The organism is Pseudovibrio sp. SCP20, from assembly GCF_057774105.1.
Genome location: NZ_JBYMDH010000002.1, coordinates 424,459 through 440,405 on the forward strand (window position 1 = coordinate 424,459; position 15,947 = coordinate 440,405).

Consider the following 15,947-nt stretch of genomic DNA (forward strand, 5'->3'; position numbering starts at 1 on the left):
TTCTGTCAAACCGGGGCAAGTTTGTTGTATGCGGATGTATACCAAACAACACAAACTTGCAAGATTTTTCCGAGTAAAGAAAGAGAGAAGAGCTGCCAGCGCTAATTGCAAGACTACCGGTTTCGCTAGGCTTAGGAATGATTGTTTCTACGTATAGCCTCAATCCGCCAAAATCATGTCTGTGGCTTTTTCGGCTATCATGACGACTGGGGCGTGGGTGTTGCCGGAGGGGAGGGTTGGCATGATGGAGGCGTCGGCTATGCGGAGGCCTTGGAGGCCGTGGACTTTTAGATCTGAGCTAACCACCGCATTGTCGTCTGAGCCCATTTTGGCGGTGCCGACCGGGTGGAAGATAGTTGTGCCGACATCGCCTGCAGCTTCAATCAGTTCTTCATCACTTTCATAGGCCAGACCGGGTTTGATTTCGGTGGCTTTATAATGTTGCATAGTTTTGGTGGCCATGAGTTTTCTGGCATGGCGGATTGAATCTATGGCGACTTGTTTGTCTTCCTGTGCGCTCAGGTAGTTTGGTGCGATAACGGGGGCATCGCGGTAGTCTGCGGATTGGATGGAGACTGTTCCGCGGCTTTCCGGGCGGAGATTGCAGACTGATACTGTGATGGCCGGGAATGGATGCAGGGGATCACCGAACTTTTCAAGGCTGAGTGGCTGGACGTGGTACTCGATGTTTGGCGTTGCGTAGCGCTCTGAAGACTTGGTGAAGATGCCGAGCTGGCTTGGAGCCATGGCCATTGGACCGGAGCGCGTGAGCGCATACTCGGCCGCGATTTTGGCCTTGCCCCAGAACGTGCGTTGCAACTCGTTGAGGGTTTTCGCTCCCTGTATCTTGAAGATTGTGCGCAGTTGCAGATGGTCTTGCAGGTTTGCGCCGACACCTTGCAGCTCGTGCAGCACCTCTATGCCATGGGATTTGAGCAGGTCAGCCGGGCCGATGCCTGAAAGCTGGAGCAGTTGCGGAGAGCCAATGGCGCCCGCAGAGAGGATGACCTCTTTGCCTGCCTGAACAGTCATCGGTTTTCCTTTGACGGTCAGGTTCAACCCAGTAACACGCGTTCCCTCCAGCAGCAGATTTTCTGCCTGCGCGTGGGTGACGATGGTGAGATTGCTGCGGTTTTTGACTGGACTGAGGAAGGCACGGGCGGCGCTCCAGCGGAGGCCACTTTTCTGGTTGACCTCGAAGTAGGACGTTCCTTCATTTTTGCCGTCATTGAGATCATCCGCAGCGGGAATTCCAAGTTCTGCTGCCGCATCCTGCACTGCGTTGAGGATGTCCCAGTTGAGGCGTTGTTTTTCGACGCGCAGTTCACCGCCCTGATGGTGAAGAGCGTTGTTGCGGAAGGCGTGGTCCTCTGACTTTTTGAAATACGGCAGCACATCATCCCAGCCCCAACCGGCATTGCCGAGCTGGGCCCAGTGGTCATAATCAGCGGACTGGCCGCGCATGTAGATCATGCCATTGATGGATGAACAGCCGCCTAGGACTTTGCCACGTGGGTAGGCGAGAGATCTGCCGTTGAGGCCCTTTTCTGCGGCGGTGCTGAAGCACCAGTCCGTTCTTGGGTTGCCGATGCAATAGAGGTAGCCAACGGGTATGTGGATCCAGTGATAGAGGTCCGAGCCTCCCGCTTCCAACAGCAGTACCTTGTTGACCGGGTTGGCACTGAGGCGATTGGCCAGCACGCAACCAGCTGAACCTGCACCAATGACGATGTAATCGTAGGTTCCAAGAGACGGACGGATGGGCATCACGCCAGCTCCTCTTCTTCCAATGGCAGGCTAAAGCGCTGGCTTAACTTGCAGAACTTAGCGTAGCGACGATCCATGAGGTCGCGAAGTTCTTCTCGTGGCGTGTAATGGCGGGTTTGGCGGGTCATGGCCTCGACACCAGCCTCAAACTCATAGAACACCCCTGCCCCAACACCTGCTGCGATGGCCGCGCCCAGCGCTCCGGTTTCCTGACATTCGGAGATCGACAGAGGAATGTTGAGCGTATCGGCAAAAATCTGCGGCCAGATCTGGCTTCTGGAACCGCCTCCGGAAAGCACTGCGGTTTCAAAGCTTGCGCCAGCGGCTTTAAGCTGTTCGATATGGCGGCGATGTTCGAAGGCAACGCCTTCATAAAGCGCGTAGAGCATATCAGCGTGAGAATGCCAGCCAGCAACGCCGATGAAGCTGGCGCGGGCTCTCGGTTCCGGGCCAGAGCCATAAAGAAACGGCAAGACGAATGGCAGGTCCTCAGATGGCGTCACGCTCTGGACCATCTCGTTGCACAGCGCAAACGCGTCTGCGCCTTCCAGAGCTGGGTTTACGTGTTCAATGAACTCGCGGACATACCATTCCAGATTAGCTGCGGAAGTGGCACTGGCTTCGATCTCCATAACCTTGCTTTGCCCAAAGCTAGAGGCCATGAAGACACGCGGATCGTGCAACGGCTTTTCGGTGATGATCTGGTTGATGCTCCAGGTGCCTGCGACGATGGAGGCTTCCCCCTGCTTCACCACGCCAGAGCCCAACGCGCTGGCGATGACGTCGAATAGGCCAGCGACAACGGGGGTTCCTTCAGCAAGTCCGGTTGCTTTCGCGGCTTGGGCTGAGACTTTGCCAGCGCATTCTTCAGGTGCCAGCAGTTCTGGCAAGTGCTCCATGGCATCTGAAAGGCCGTAGAGGCTCATTAGCTCGGCATCATAGGCATTGGTTTGCATGTTGAGCAGGCCGCAGCCGCTCATGTCGGAGATATCGCTGACACGCTTGCCGGAGAGTTGATGGAGGATGAAGTCCTTGCAGAGAAACACCGTGCCGATTTGGGCATAGGTTTCAGGATTATGATCCTTCACCCAGCGCAGCAGGGTTGGGGTTTGAGATACCCATGGCTTTTGCAGGCAGATGTTGTAGAGCGGATCGTCTTTGCCTTCTGCCGTATAGCGCTCCACCGTTTCAATGGCGCGGGTGTCCAGAGACTGGACGGCCAGCAGTGGCTGTTCTTGTTTATCCAGCAGATAGAGGCCATTGCCGTGGCCTGCACAACCGACACCAATGATCTCACTGGCAGAAATACCTGCCTCAGCAATCACCTTTGAGATGACCGAGGCAGCGTTGGACCAGAGCTCTCCCAGATCTCGGAGAACATGACCGGGCGCTGGGCTAGAGGATACGCCATCCCGCCCGGCCATGGATACAATCCTGCCCGATAAATCAAACAGGACTGCCTTAATAACCGTGTTACCGGCATCAAGCCCGAGTAGATAAGAGCCCATGGTTTCCCCCAATTCCCGATTATGCAGCTTCGAAGGCTGACTGATAGATCGCCCAGGCTTCTGCTGCATCGACGTCCTGATGGATCATCGCCATGAGAGCCTGAACCACGCCGCGTGGATTGTCATGCTGATAAATATTGCGACCGTACACCATGCCATGCGCCCCTTGACGCATCAAACGGGATGATTTTTCAAAGACTTTCAGCAGGTCTTCCTTGCCGCCACCTCGCACCAGAACAGGGCAGCGGGCGGCTTCCACCACGCGGTGGAAGTCATCAGGATCATCGGTTGGATCGGCTTTGACGATATCTGCGCCCATCTCACGCGCCAGACGGACCAGCGTGACGATCTTATCGGCGTTGCCGTCCACCAGATAGCCGCCGCGCTCGCTGTTTGGCTGCATGACGAGCGGTTCGATCATCAGCGGCATGCCATACTTTTCGCAGGCGTTGGTGAGGCGGGAGATGTTTTGGACGCATTGTTTAAACAGGTCCGGCTCATCCGGCAGCATGAACAGGTTCACGACCACACAGGCAGCATCCATGCGCAGGGCTGTGAGGATTGGTTCTTCCTCGTTCTGCATCAGCGCCCACATGTGGCGGTGGCGTTCTGCATTGTAAGGGTTGCCCATGTCGACGCGCATCACCAATGCTGGCTTGTTCTTGCCGTCGATTGTTTGCAGCAGATCGGACTGTCCGTAGTTCATCTGAATGGCGTCCGGGCCGGCATCCACCAGCGCTTTTACAACCCCGCACATGTCTTCCAAGCCGTCCATGAAAGTTGGTTCGTTACAAACACCATGGTCAATGGCGACGTCCAGACATTTGCCGCCGGAGAACAGGCGGTTCATTCGCACTTTTTTGCTAAGATACATTGGAAGTCTCCATTTCAATATGATCTTCAATGAGTTGCTTCATGCCATGATAGGCACTGAGGTAATTTCGGGTTTCGGTGGTGTGGTCTTGCTGCAAATTCTCATCCCATCCACGCTGACTGGCGAAGATCCGGGAGATGTCTTCCAACGTATTGGTGGTTAGCGTGCCTGAGATGGCGAGGGTGGTTCTGCGCAGGACCAGATCGAGCATGTTGGCGACATGTTCGGCATTAATAAGATGCGCGATCTCCGCGTGGGTGTAGGTCTCAGCATCTGCCAGCGGCTGGTCTGGCTGGTTGGCGCAGGCGAGGGCAACATCGCGGGCTTTGGTGCCGTATCTCTCCAGCAAGGTTTCGAGACGCTGCTGTGAGGCGCCTGTTTCGGACATAACAGCCTGATACCAGCGCTCTCTTTGCGCTTCTGTTTGCGGGTAGGCGGCACCTCCGCCGATGCGTGCCTCTAGTGTAGAGTGGGTGCGTTTCATGCCGAGGTCTGCCAGCACTGCATCTGCCACTTGCTCACCGAATGCGCGGAAGGTGGTCCATTTGCCGCCGACCATGCAGCGTAACGGGGCTGAACCTCCGGCCAGTGGGCCGAGGTCTACGCAGGAGTGATCCCGGGAGATCTGGCCGTTGATAGCAGAATTGCTGTGGGGCAGAGGGCGGACACCGGCGAAGGTGAAGCGGATTTGCTCCGGGGCTATCTTGATGTTTGGGAAGATGCCTTCCAGCGATTTGAGGATGTAGTCCTGTTCTTCCTGCGTGCAGATCATGCCGGTTGGGTTTTCGACGCGGATGTCTGTCGATCCGACAAGCACAAGGCCCTGATAGGTAAAGAGGATACAGACGCGTCCCTCTTCATTTTCGAAGTAGACCATGTGATCACTAATGGCGTTGCGCAGTTCCTCATTGTCGATCATAAGGTGCGAGCCTTTGGTGCCGCCAATCAGGCGTTTCCTGGGTGACGAAGCCTCATCTGTGAGTGCATCATTGGTAAAGTCGATCCAGGCGCCTGTGGCGTTGATGATTGTTTTGGGCTTCACGATAACTTGCTGGCCACTCAGTTCATCGTTGAGGATGACCTCACCGTCGCCTCTGCCTGTTGCGCGGGTGTAGTTGAGGGCCAGAGTTGCTGGGTTTTCAGCAAGGGTTTGTTCAATGATTTCAAAGCCAAGTCGCTCTGGCTGGGTGACCGATGCATCGTAATAGGTTGCGCTGCAGAGGGTTTCCGAACGGTATTGCGGGAACTTCTGCCTAGTGGCCACTTTGCCGAAGAACTGGTGACTGGGCATGACTTTGTTCTTGCGGGTGAAAAGATCATAGAACGTCAAACCAACCTTGATCATCAGGGCACCGCGGCGTGGTTGAGATTGGCTCAAGCGGAAAAAGCGCAGAGTGCTGCCGATGATGCCGTCGAAGTAGCTGGAAATCGGGATCGATGTCGGCAAAGGCTTCACGTAGTGCGGAGCGTTGGCGAGCAACGCGTTGCGCTCCATGAGGGACTCCTGCACCAGACGGAACTCTCCATTTTCCAGATATCGCAGGCCACCATGAACCATGCGGGAAAGGGCCGCACTGGCGCCGCTGCAATAGTCTGCCGCATCAACGAGGATGACGTTTGCACCAGCCAGCCCGAGTTCGCGAAACACGCTAATGCCATTGATGCCTGCGCCAATTACAAGCACATCTGGCGTGGTGTTTTGTTTTAAACGCCCCCAGATATCGTCCCGTTCCATATGCCGCAAATTATGGGCCATAGCCAAAGCACTCCCGTTGCCGGACCATCTCGTCGACGGTCCAGCCTGACCTCACTGCCCCGAGGTCGCTGTTATTCCTTGAAATCCGAGCGGGTTTTAGTTGTCGTCAAACCCGGAGAGATGGCGATCGATTGCCTGAGAAATCATGGCAATTTCATCTCCTGCCAGCTGCAAAGTCCCAGCATGGGCGTTCTCGGTTGCCTGCTTCACATTGCGCGCGCCGCATAGAGCGTAGGTGATGCCCGGTTGGGCGAGTGTCCATGCAATCACTGTCTGTGCGATTGAGATGTCATGGGCTTTAGCGACTGGCTCGATCTCTTTGGTGAAGTTCTGGATTTTGATGCGGTTCTCGACACTGAAGCGCGGGTTCTTAAGGCGCTGGTCATCCCCCTCGAACACACGATCCGGTCCGACTTTGCCTGAGAGCAAGCCGAGTGCGAGCGAGGAGTAGCTGAGCGTTGCCACGTCATGCTGTTTGCAGAGTGGCAGCAGGGTTTGCTCTATACCTCTGTCGAGCATGGAATAGCATTCCTGAATGGCGTCCAGCTGCCCAGCGGCAACATACTCCTGCAGATCCTCAGGCGACGCGTTGGAGATGCCGATTGCACGGATCTTGCCTTGCTGTTTAAGGGTGAGCAGAGCGTCCATTGTCTCGGCAATTGGCGTTGTGCTGTCCTGCCAGTGGGTGATGAACAGGTCGATATAGTCTGTCTGCAAGCGGCGCAGGCTTTGTTCTGCTTCGTAGATGATGGAATCCTTGCCCAGATAGCGGTAAACGGGCTTGCCTTCCTCATCAAAGAAATGAGTGCCTTTGTCTGTATGCCAGACGAGGCCGCATTTGGTCGCCAGCACCACTTCATCCCGGCGGCCTTTGATGGCTTCGCCGACGAGCTTTTCAGAACGCCCCAGACCGTAAGCCGGTGCAGTATCGATCAGGCTGACACCTGCATCCAGTGAGGCGCGCACTGCATCGATGGAGGCTTTGTCATCACCACCTCCCCACATCCAGCCGCCCATGGCCCAGGTGCCAAGGCCGATGACGGAGGCATCGATGCCGGACTTGCCCATCGCGCGCAGTTCCATTTTGCTCTTTGTTGCTAAAGTGGTCATTTCTCGGCCTCGTTCATTGTCTGCAAAACTGTGCGACAGGTGTTTTCGTCTGTCACCAGAGCGTTGATGTAGTCGCCTTTCAGGATTGTGCGGATCGGCAGCACCTTTTGCTTTCCTGCTGCAACGCCAATGGTGAAAGGTATTTTTCTGAGTTCATCCAGTGTCAGGCTCACCAGCTGGTCATTCAGGGCATAACCGCAGGCCTGACCGCCTTCTTCAATAAGGTGAGCGAGCAACTCGCCAGTGGCACCGCTTTGCAAAATGGCTTTGCGATCTGCCTGACTGGTCGGGTGCAGGCTGTAGTAGCTGGAGTCTTTGGTCAGAATTGAGCCGATGCCAACGACTGCGATTGTTGCTCTACGCGCCATTTCCAGAACGAACTCGTTTTGACGCATTTCCTTAAGCATATCGCGCTGCTGCGTGCTTTCGGCGAAGATTGGAGCATGCAGCTGGTAGCTACGCCCGCCCAGCGCCTCTGCCATTTGGGCGGTGACGTGGTTCACATCGATAAAGTGATTGCCCTGTAAGCAGCCGGTGGCTGGAACCACGACCACATTGTAGGTTTTCTCTGGCTTCAGCGCGGCAACAAAGGCAGACATGCTCTTGCCGCCGGAGACTGTGACGATATCGCCGTCCTTGAGTTTTGAAAGGAACAGCTTGGCTGCGGCTTCGGCAACGGATGCAAGGTTGACGTCGTCCTGCTCTGAGATTGTTGCCGCGACAACGGCGTTGTCCAGCCCGCCGAGGCTTGCGATTTCGTGCTCCAGATCGAACAGGGAGCGAAAGGGAGAGCGGATCTGAATGTCCACCATGCCCATTGTGCGGCCCTGTTTGATCATACGGTTGACCTTGGGGTGCGAGACACCAATCAGCTTGGCAATCTCGGCCTGGCTCTTGCCCTCGATGAAGTGCATGACGAGGACTTTGTAGATTTGCCGTGTGGCGTCCAGTTCGCTCTGATCTATCTTTGTCAGCATAGCTACCTCACGCGCGCTTCTTGTGAAGGATATGATCAAGCGCGACTGCCACCAGCAGAATGCAGCCACGGATCAAGTCCTGCCAATAGACAGATACGTCCAGCAAGATGAGGGAGCTTGAGACCACGGAGAGCAGGACCACGCCAAGGATTGCGCCGAGGATGGTGCCGGAGCCACCATTGAGGCTGGCACCGCCAATGACGGCTGCTGCGATGATGTTGAGCTCCATGCCGACGCCGAAGTTTGGGGTGGCGGCTCCAAAACGCGCCATGTAGATGACACCGGCAACGCCTGCGAGAGTGGCACACAGGACGGTGACCCAGAACTTCACCTTGTCCGTACAGATGCCGGAGTAAGCGGCGGCTTTCTCATTGGAGCCGGTGTAGAACACCTTGCGGAACAGAGTGGCCTTACGGAGCAGGATGTCGAAGGCCAGCACGATGGCGAAGAAGATGAGGATCACCACCGGGATGCCTGAAACCGTGCCCTGCCCGAGGAACTTAAATTCCGCTGGGAGTGTGTAAAGTGACAGCGGGGTGCCCTGAGTGATGACCAGACAGATACCGCGCACGATCACCATGAAGGCCAGTGAGGCTATGAAGTGATGGAGGCCTATCTTGGTCACACACAGGCCCATGAGCATGCCGATGCCTGCGCAGAGGACAACGGCAACACCGCTTGCCAGCCATGGATCCATCCCCATCAGAAACAGCTTGCCACCAACAACCATTGCAAAGCAGACGACCGAACCGACAGAAAGGTCAATGCCGCCGACAATGAGTAGGATTGTCATACCGACAACCACAATGCCTTCTACGGAGAAGGAGAGCAGCATGGCTTTGATGTTGGTCCAGGTGAGGAAGTAGGGCGAGGCGAAGCTCATCACGATACAAAGTGTGATGATGATAGCGAGAAGACCCGCTTCACGCATGTTCTTGAAGTGTCCGAGCCGGAGCGCTGGGCTTTTGAGTACCTGCTGCTCACCTGCTGTTGTTGCTGTCTCTGTCATACTTAAATCTTTCAATTAACTGGCGAATGGGGATCAGGCGGCGGTTTTGCTAGCGTGCAGGCCAGACGCCAGTTCCATGATGCGTTCTTCGGTCATTTCATCTGGGCCAACTTCACCGCTGAGCTCGCCTTCGCAGATCGCAAGAATGCGGTCACACAGGCCAATCAGCTCGGGAAGTTCGGAGGAGACGACCACGAGGCCGATGCCTTCCACTGCCAGTCTGCGGAGCAGGGCGTGGATCTCTACTTTTGCGCCCACATCAATGCCTCGTGTGGGTTCATCCATGAGGATGATTTTCGGGTTTACCGAGAGCATCTTGGCAATGGCCACTTTCTGCTGGTTTCCGCCACTGAGGGAGGAAACCGGCAGGTCTAATCCGCCATGTTTGAGATTGAGGCGTTCGCCCAGTGTCTTCGCCTGCTCCAGCTCTGCCTTGCGGTCCAAAACGCCTATTGCAGTTGAGACCTGATCTACGTCCAGAGCCGAAACGTTCTGTGCGATCGAAAGATCGAGGAAGACCCCCTCTCCTTTGCGGTCTTCGGAGAGGTAGACAATGCCTTTTTTGATGCTCTCCTGATAGGAGTTAATGCGGAAGGTTTCACCGCCCAGCTCCACCACTCCAGAGTCGTGATGATAAAGGCCGCAGATGCCTTGCAGGATTTCGCTTCTACCGGAGCCAATCAGACCGCCGATGCCGAGGATTTCGCCGGGGCGCAGGTCAAAACTGATGTTTCGGAAGCGCTCTGGGTCGGTCAGGTCTTTCACTCGTAGCAAAGGCGTTGCGGTGATATCGATATTTTCGGCCTTGGGTGGGTAAAGATCACCCAGATCACGGCCTACCAGTTTGCCGATCAGATCATCCGGGGTGATATCAGCCACATTGTCGGTGCAGATATACTTGCCATCGCGCAGGACGGTTACCCGATCGCACTGCTCGAAGATTTCTGCCATGCGGTGGCTGATGTAGATGATGCTGATGCCATCTTCTTTCAGCTTCTGCATGATTTTGAAGAGAGCGACGGCTTCCGTTTCCGTCAGCGCTGCAGTCGGCTCGTCGAGGATGAGAATTTCGCAGTCCAAAGTCAGCGCCTTGGCAATCTCCACGATCTGCTGGTTGGAAATGGAGATCTTCTCCACGTTTACAGCTGGATCAATCGGGGACAAGCGCGCGAGGATTTCAGCGGCTTTCTTCTTCAAACCAGCGTAATCCATAAAGAGCGAGCGGCGGGCGTTTGTGGCTGCCATGAAGATGTTTTCGGCAACGGACACATCTGGACACAACGCAATTTCCTGATGGACCAGCCCAATGCCGCGCTTTTGCGCATCAGCGGGACCATCAATGGTGACAGTTTCTCCGCGCAGGATGATCTCGCCGTCGCTGGGCTGCAGGATGCCATCAATGATGTTCATCATGGTGGACTTGCCTGCTCCGTTTTCACCTGCAAGGGCGTGGATTTCACCCTTACGCAGTTCAAACGAGACGCCTTGCAACGCTTTGACCGCTCCGAATGATTTGCTGATGTTGCGCAGTTCCAGAATTGGCTGCTCGCTCATATTCCCCTCCCCGATCCAGCTCTGTTGTTGAACTGGTGTGAAGCCTCACACTCCGGTATCGCAATGAGCGTGAGGCTTCATATTCAGGCTTACTCGTTGATGCCTTTGGTGCCGCGACGCTTCAGGTACTTGTCCCAGTAGAAGTCATCAGCATTAGCGGCTGTCACAATGGAGAAGCCGTTGTCGAGGTAAGGCACACCCATTGGGTTGAAGCCTGCGGACTTGTAATCATTCATCGGATCGATGAGGTCACTATGGTTTGCGAGCCACAGCATCATGAAGCCCATGTAACCCTGAACGCCCTGGTTCGGGTTCACTGCACCAAACACTTCACCTGCTTTGATCAGGTCCAGCATCTTCGCGTTCACATCAGCATGCATGATCTTGATCTTGCCGCCGAGCTCTTTGGCCGCCTGAGCAGCACCCAGAGCAGAGTTTGCTTCTGGCATAAAGATCGCGCCAAGGTCAGGGTGGGCCTGCGCCATGGACTGCACGGCGTTGTAGGCCTTGGTTGGGTCCTGATTGGAAGCTGCGCGAGAGGCGAGCTTCATGTCAGGCCACTTTTCGTCCATGCGAGCGATGAAGCTTTTTACGCGGATGTCATGATTGTCCTGGCCCGGATTTTCCAAAACAGCGTATTTGCCTTTACCGCCCATTGCCTCAGCAACTGCATCAGCAGCGTACTTGCCTTCGCTGACGTTGTTTGAGGTGATGTAGGAAACACGCTTTGAGTTTGGAGAGTCCGCAGCAAACGTCACAACCGGAATTCCCATTTCCGTTGCGCGGTTGATTGGCTCGATGAATGGGTCAGAGTTCATTGGGTGCAGCAGAATGCCTGCTGGCTGCTTTGCCAAGGCCTGCTCAAAGCTGGCGAGCTGTTTGTTGACGTCATATTCCGGTGTGCCGGTGTAGACGGTTTTACAGCCCATCTGCTGTGCCGCCTGCTTGAACATTTCATAAACCGGGAACCAGTATTCAACACCGGAAACCATCACGTTCATGACGTAGGTTTCGCCTTCTTCACACTGGAATGGATTGTCCTGTCCTGCGGTTGCTGGTGCTGTTGCCCCAAGAACAGCAGCCAGACCAAGTCCGGCAATAAACTTTTTCATATTCCCCTCCCAAAAGGTAGAAAGCTAAATGCATAGCCGTCTAAATGATTAGTATTCCGCACCAGACCAGAATAATCAGGACCAGTTCCTCCAGCGGAACGCGAACAAAAATCAGTTCGTGAAGAAAAAATGGCGAAGACAATCAAGAGGGTCAACATATTTCCAGCAGTGAAATATATTTCTTATCTAATCGTCGATAATTTATTAGAAGAATACTGCTCATCTATTATTAGAGACAACTATGCATTGAGAATGATTTTATCTTGATGCGTAGTGCACGTTACTTATTGAAATGAATAAGGAATTTTATCTGTAATATCACGTAGAGCTCGGAGATAAAGAGCGCCGTACAGATGCACAATTTTGAGGTGAGGTTTGTGCCTCTGCACCTCAAGCTGAGGAGGTGCAGAGAGTCTAACTGAAAGCCAAACCAGAGCTGATCAGCCTCGGAGTGGTTAGGCGGGTTCGGTGATTTTTTGTTTTGTGTAGTCGGAGAGGTGATTCACGAAGGTGCCTAGATCGCGCTGGAGATTGTCGAAGTTTGGGTATTTTTCAAGCGTCACTTCGCTCATGTAGAGGCCGCGGCTGACTTCGATCTGGAGTGAGTGCCAGCCCTGTTGGGGGCGGCCTGTGTGAATGACCAGCTCTGCACCTTTGTATGGATCGTTGATCTTCACTTCATAGCCGAGGCTGAGCAGAATATCTTTCGCCGTGTTGATGTACTCAGGATCACATGTTGCGCCTTCGCGATCGCTCAAGGTGATATCGGGTCGCTTCTCGCCTGCTCCGGTTTCATGCATCACCGTAGAGACTGCCTGCATGCTGTGGCAATCCAGATGATAGGCCACGCCGAAACGAGCGTGGGCTTGTTCCATGAGGCGGGTTAGGGCGTCATAGTAGGGCGTGTAATAGGCGTCAATGCGGTTTTCGATCTCTGCTGCCGTTAGGTCTCGGTCGTAAAGAGGGCCACTGCTGGGAGGCGCTTCTGTCCAGATGAGGCCTTTGCCCAGATCACTGCGGAAATCCGGCTTTGCTTCCCGGGTCCAGCCTTTGATGATGGCTGGATCAATGTTGTCCGCACGACGGTTGGGGTCGATGTAGATGCGTGGAAACAGAGCCTCGAGGTAAACACCGCCGGTTTCAGCGGCTTTTTCGAAGAGTTCGTGGACGTATCTGTCTTCTGCGCATTTGTAGCGGCTGGCTGGGACGCATGGGCGGAAGTCAGCTGGATAGATCTCTCCGGAATGAGGAGAATCCACCACCAGAGGATTTGTCAGCTCCGTAGGGCGATGGATTTTCAGCACATTTTCAATGGATTGGGGCAATGTATCTCTCTCAAATAGCTTGGGGATGCGCGTCAGCCGTCGTTCAGGTGACAGGCAGAGACATGGCCGGGAGCAATTTCCCTCAGGGCCGGTTGTCTCTCAGCGCAGCGTTTGGTGGCAAATGGGCAGCGTGGATGAAAATGACATCCGCTTGGTGGTGCCAAGGGCGATGGGATCTCGCCTTTTATTGGTTCATACACCTGCTTGCGGGCATCAATGCGCGGGACTTCGTGCAGCAGGGCCTGCGTGTACGGGTGGTTGGGTTTGGCGAAGAGTTCATCTGTTTTCGCGATCTCAACCACACGGCCCAGATACATGATCACAACACGATCCGAGAGGTGCTCCACAACGCCGAGATCATGACTGATGAACAGGTAGGTGAGGCCAAGCTGCGCGCGCAAGTCCATGAAAAGATTGATGACTTGCGCCTGAATGGATACATCCAGCGCTGCGATGGACTCGTCACATACAAGGAACTCCGGGTTTACCGCCAAGGCACGGGCGATGCCGATGCGTTGGCGCTGTCCGCCGGAGAACTGGTGCGGGTAGCGGGTTTTGAAGTCCGGATCGAGCCCTACACGTAGGAGCATCTGGTCTACATAGTCAGACAGCTCTGTTTTTGAGACAAGGCCATGGACACGAGGCGCTTCGCCAATGATGTCACTCACCCGTTTGCGTGGATTGAGGGAGGACATGGGGTCCTGAAAGATCATCTGCACCTTGAGCTGAGCATTTTTGGCATCGGCTCCAGAGAGTTGTTTGACGTTGTCTCCGTGAAAATGAACGGTGCCATCACTGGCTTCATGAATGCCTGCCACGACACGGCCCAGCGTGGATTTTCCGCAACCGCTTTCGCCCACAAGGCCAACCACTTCACCCGGTGCGATGCTGAGCGAGACATCATCGACTGCGTGAACCACTTGCTCCTTGAGGTTGGAGCCGAAGAAGCGGAGTGTTTTTTCGGCAAGGTCCAGCTTTTTGGTGAAGCGTTTTGAGACACCTTGCAGCTCGATAACTGGTGTTTCCAGAAGCGTCATGCCATTTCCTCCTGCTTTACAGGATGGAAGCAACGCACGTGCCTTTCCTCTCCCAATTGCGTGATCTCCGGTGCTGCGACCAGACAATCGCTCTGCTTTGCCGGACAGCGGCTGGCGAAGGCGCAGCCTGCGGGCAGATTGAGCAGAGACGGCGTCATACCGGGGATCTGGTAGAGCTTTGCTCCGCGTTTATTGCGGCTCGGAACGGATTCAATCAGGCCCTTGGTGTAAGGGTGCAGTGGGGCATCCAGCACTTCATCAATGCTGCCCTGCTCTACAATCCGCCCAGCGTACATAACTGCGATCCTATCCGCCAAACCACTGATGACCGCCAGATCATGCGTGACCCAGATGAGGGACATGCCGGTTTCGGAACACAGCTTGCGGACTTCGTAGAGGATTTGCGCCTGAATGGTGACATCGAGCGCGGTTGTCGGTTCATCGGCGATGATCAAATCCGGCTCGTGCAACAGTGCAATGGCGATAGCAACGCGCTGGCGCATGCCACCGGAGAACTGGTGCGGGTAAGATGTGAGGCGTTCATCAGGTGAGGCGATGCCGACGCGGACGAGCGCTTCGCGGCAGCGTTCTCTGGCTGCTTGTTTGGAGATGTCCTCATGGGCCTGAATGGCTTCAATCATCTGCGTGTCGATGCGCAGGACTGGGTTGAGGGTCATCATGGGGTCCTGAAAGATCATCGCGATCTTCTTGCCCCGCAGCTCGCGCCACTGCTTTTCGTCTTTTCTGGCAAGATCATCCCCATTGAGGAGGATCGAGCCGCCGACCACCCTGCCCGGTTCATCCACCAGACCGATCAACGAGAAGCCGGTGACAGTTTTGCCGGAGCCACTTTCGCCGACGAGGCCAAGGATTTCGCCGGAGTTGACTGAAAAGCTGACGTCATCAACGGCTTTGACCACACCTGCTTTGGTGAAGAAGTGGGTTTTGAGGTTTTTGACTGTGAGTGTGTTTGGCGTGTTCATTGTTGTCCTCACTTCCTCAGTCGCGGGTTGAGGACATCGCGCAGCTGATCTCCCACCAGATTGATGGAAACCACGGTGACGAGCAGGGCTATGCCGGGGAAGAATGAGATCCAGTATTTGCCGCTGATCACATACTCAAATCCATTGGCGATGAGCAGGCCGAGGGATGGTTCTGTCTGCGGCAGGCCAACGCCGAGGAATGACAGAGTGGCTTCCAGCGCAATGGCGTGGGCGGTCTGTACGGTTCCCACTACGATGAGTGGTGGCAGGCAGTTGGGCATGATGTGTAGGAAGAGCACGCGGGCATGACTGAGGCCAAGACAGGTGACTGCCTCCACGTATTCCTTGCCGCGCTCGACCAGAGCTGTTCCCCTCACCGTTCGGGCGTAATAGGCCCATTGCGCGACGACCAGAGCGAGGATGATTTTGTCGACGCCCTTGCCCAGCAAAGCCAGCAACATCAGAGCAACCAGTGAGGCCGGAAAAGAAAGCTGCAGGTCCACAATGCGCATGATGAAGGTTTCGGTGCGACCTCCGGCATAGGCTGCAATCAAGCCGACGGACATGCCGATGATGAGTGCAATGATGCCGCTGGTGACACCTACAGAGAGCGAGATGCGCAGGCCGTAGAGGATGGCGGAGAAGAGATCGCGCCCTGCCCCGTCTGTGCCCAGCCAGAAGGTGTAGCCGTCAAAGCTTTCAGCACCGGGTTCCATGCGCGCATCCAGCACACTGACTTGCGCCAGATCGTATGGGTTTTGCGGGGTGATCCATGGCGCGAAGAGGGCTGCAGCGATGATTATGAAGAGGAGAAGCGCTGCGACGACAGCGACTTTGCTTTCAACAAACTCTGAAAGAAAGCGGCCCATAGGCGTTTCGCCTGAAAAAAGCTTCTTTCGCGGTGGTTTGAGGCTTGTTTCTATGGTCATGGTCGC

At 55.2% G+C, this 15,947-nt stretch carries 13 protein-coding genes; all 13 read right to left on the bottom strand.

Annotation, left to right across the window (positions count from 1 at the left end):
• Positions 1 to 159: 159 nt before the first annotated feature.
• On the bottom strand, positions 160 to 1,767 hold the full coding sequence (locus AC3CB2_RS10465) for a GMC family oxidoreductase (protein WP_352932392.1): 1,608 nt from the start codon (positions 1,765 to 1,767) through the stop codon (positions 160 to 162).
• Positions 1,767 to 3,275, bottom strand: coding sequence for an FGGY-family carbohydrate kinase (locus tag AC3CB2_RS10470; RefSeq protein ID WP_352932390.1), 1,509 nt, complete (start codon positions 3,273 to 3,275; stop codon positions 1,767 to 1,769). The genes AC3CB2_RS10465 and AC3CB2_RS10470 overlap by 1 nt, the downstream gene beginning before the upstream one ends.
• 19 nt (positions 3,276 to 3,294) lie before the next feature.
• On the bottom strand, positions 3,295 to 4,149 hold the full coding sequence (locus AC3CB2_RS10475; RefSeq protein WP_352932387.1) for a class I fructose-bisphosphate aldolase: 855 nt from the start codon (positions 4,147 to 4,149) through the stop codon (positions 3,295 to 3,297).
• Positions 4,139 to 5,905, bottom strand: coding sequence for a glycerol-3-phosphate dehydrogenase/oxidase (locus tag AC3CB2_RS10480; RefSeq protein ID WP_352932385.1), 1,767 nt, complete (start codon positions 5,903 to 5,905; stop codon positions 4,139 to 4,141). The genes AC3CB2_RS10475 and AC3CB2_RS10480 overlap by 11 nt, the downstream gene beginning before the upstream one ends.
• 96 nt (positions 5,906 to 6,001) lie before the next feature.
• On the bottom strand, positions 6,002 to 7,015 hold the full coding sequence (locus tag AC3CB2_RS10485) for an aldo/keto reductase (protein WP_352932383.1): 1,014 nt from the start codon (positions 7,013 to 7,015) through the stop codon (positions 6,002 to 6,004).
• A complete protein-coding gene (locus tag AC3CB2_RS10490) occupies positions 7,012 to 7,992 on the bottom strand; it encodes a sugar-binding transcriptional regulator (RefSeq protein ID WP_352932381.1) in 981 nt (326 codons plus the stop codon). Before AC3CB2_RS10490 ends, AC3CB2_RS10485 begins: the two co-directional genes overlap by 4 nt.
• A gap of 7 nt (positions 7,993 to 7,999) precedes the next feature.
• Positions 8,000 to 9,001 carry an ABC transporter permease gene (locus AC3CB2_RS10495; protein WP_425328940.1) on the bottom strand — a complete coding sequence of 334 codons (1,002 nt, stop codon included), beginning with the start codon at positions 8,999 to 9,001 and terminating at the stop codon, positions 8,000 to 8,002.
• Between the two features lie 33 nt (positions 9,002 to 9,034).
• The gene (locus AC3CB2_RS10500; protein WP_352932379.1) at positions 9,035 to 10,555 is read right to left on the bottom strand and encodes a sugar ABC transporter ATP-binding protein; all 1,521 of its coding nucleotides are present in this window, start codon (positions 10,553 to 10,555) and stop codon (positions 9,035 to 9,037) included.
• Positions 10,556 to 10,644: 89 nt separating this feature from the next.
• Entirely contained in the window at positions 10,645 to 11,667 is a 1,023-nt protein-coding gene (locus AC3CB2_RS10505; protein WP_014283370.1) for a substrate-binding domain-containing protein, read from the bottom strand.
• Positions 11,668 to 12,122: 455 nt separating this feature from the next.
• The gene (locus tag AC3CB2_RS10510) at positions 12,123 to 12,992 is read right to left on the bottom strand and encodes an N-formylglutamate amidohydrolase (RefSeq protein WP_352932377.1); all 870 of its coding nucleotides are present in this window, start codon (positions 12,990 to 12,992) and stop codon (positions 12,123 to 12,125) included.
• Between the two features lie 32 nt (positions 12,993 to 13,024).
• On the bottom strand, positions 13,025 to 14,029 hold the full coding sequence (locus AC3CB2_RS10515) for an ABC transporter ATP-binding protein (RefSeq protein WP_352932375.1): 1,005 nt from the start codon (positions 14,027 to 14,029) through the stop codon (positions 13,025 to 13,027).
• Positions 14,026 to 15,012 (bottom strand): ABC transporter ATP-binding protein, encoded by a 987-nt coding sequence (locus tag AC3CB2_RS10520; RefSeq protein ID WP_054784521.1) that lies wholly within the window; start codon positions 15,010 to 15,012, stop codon positions 14,026 to 14,028. The genes AC3CB2_RS10515 and AC3CB2_RS10520 overlap by 4 nt, the downstream gene beginning before the upstream one ends.
• An 8-nt stretch (positions 15,013 to 15,020) precedes the next feature.
• Positions 15,021 to 15,941 carry an ABC transporter permease gene (locus AC3CB2_RS10525; RefSeq protein WP_352932373.1) on the bottom strand — a complete coding sequence of 307 codons (921 nt, stop codon included), beginning with the start codon at positions 15,939 to 15,941 and terminating at the stop codon, positions 15,021 to 15,023.
• Positions 15,942 to 15,947 lie beyond the last annotated feature (6 nt).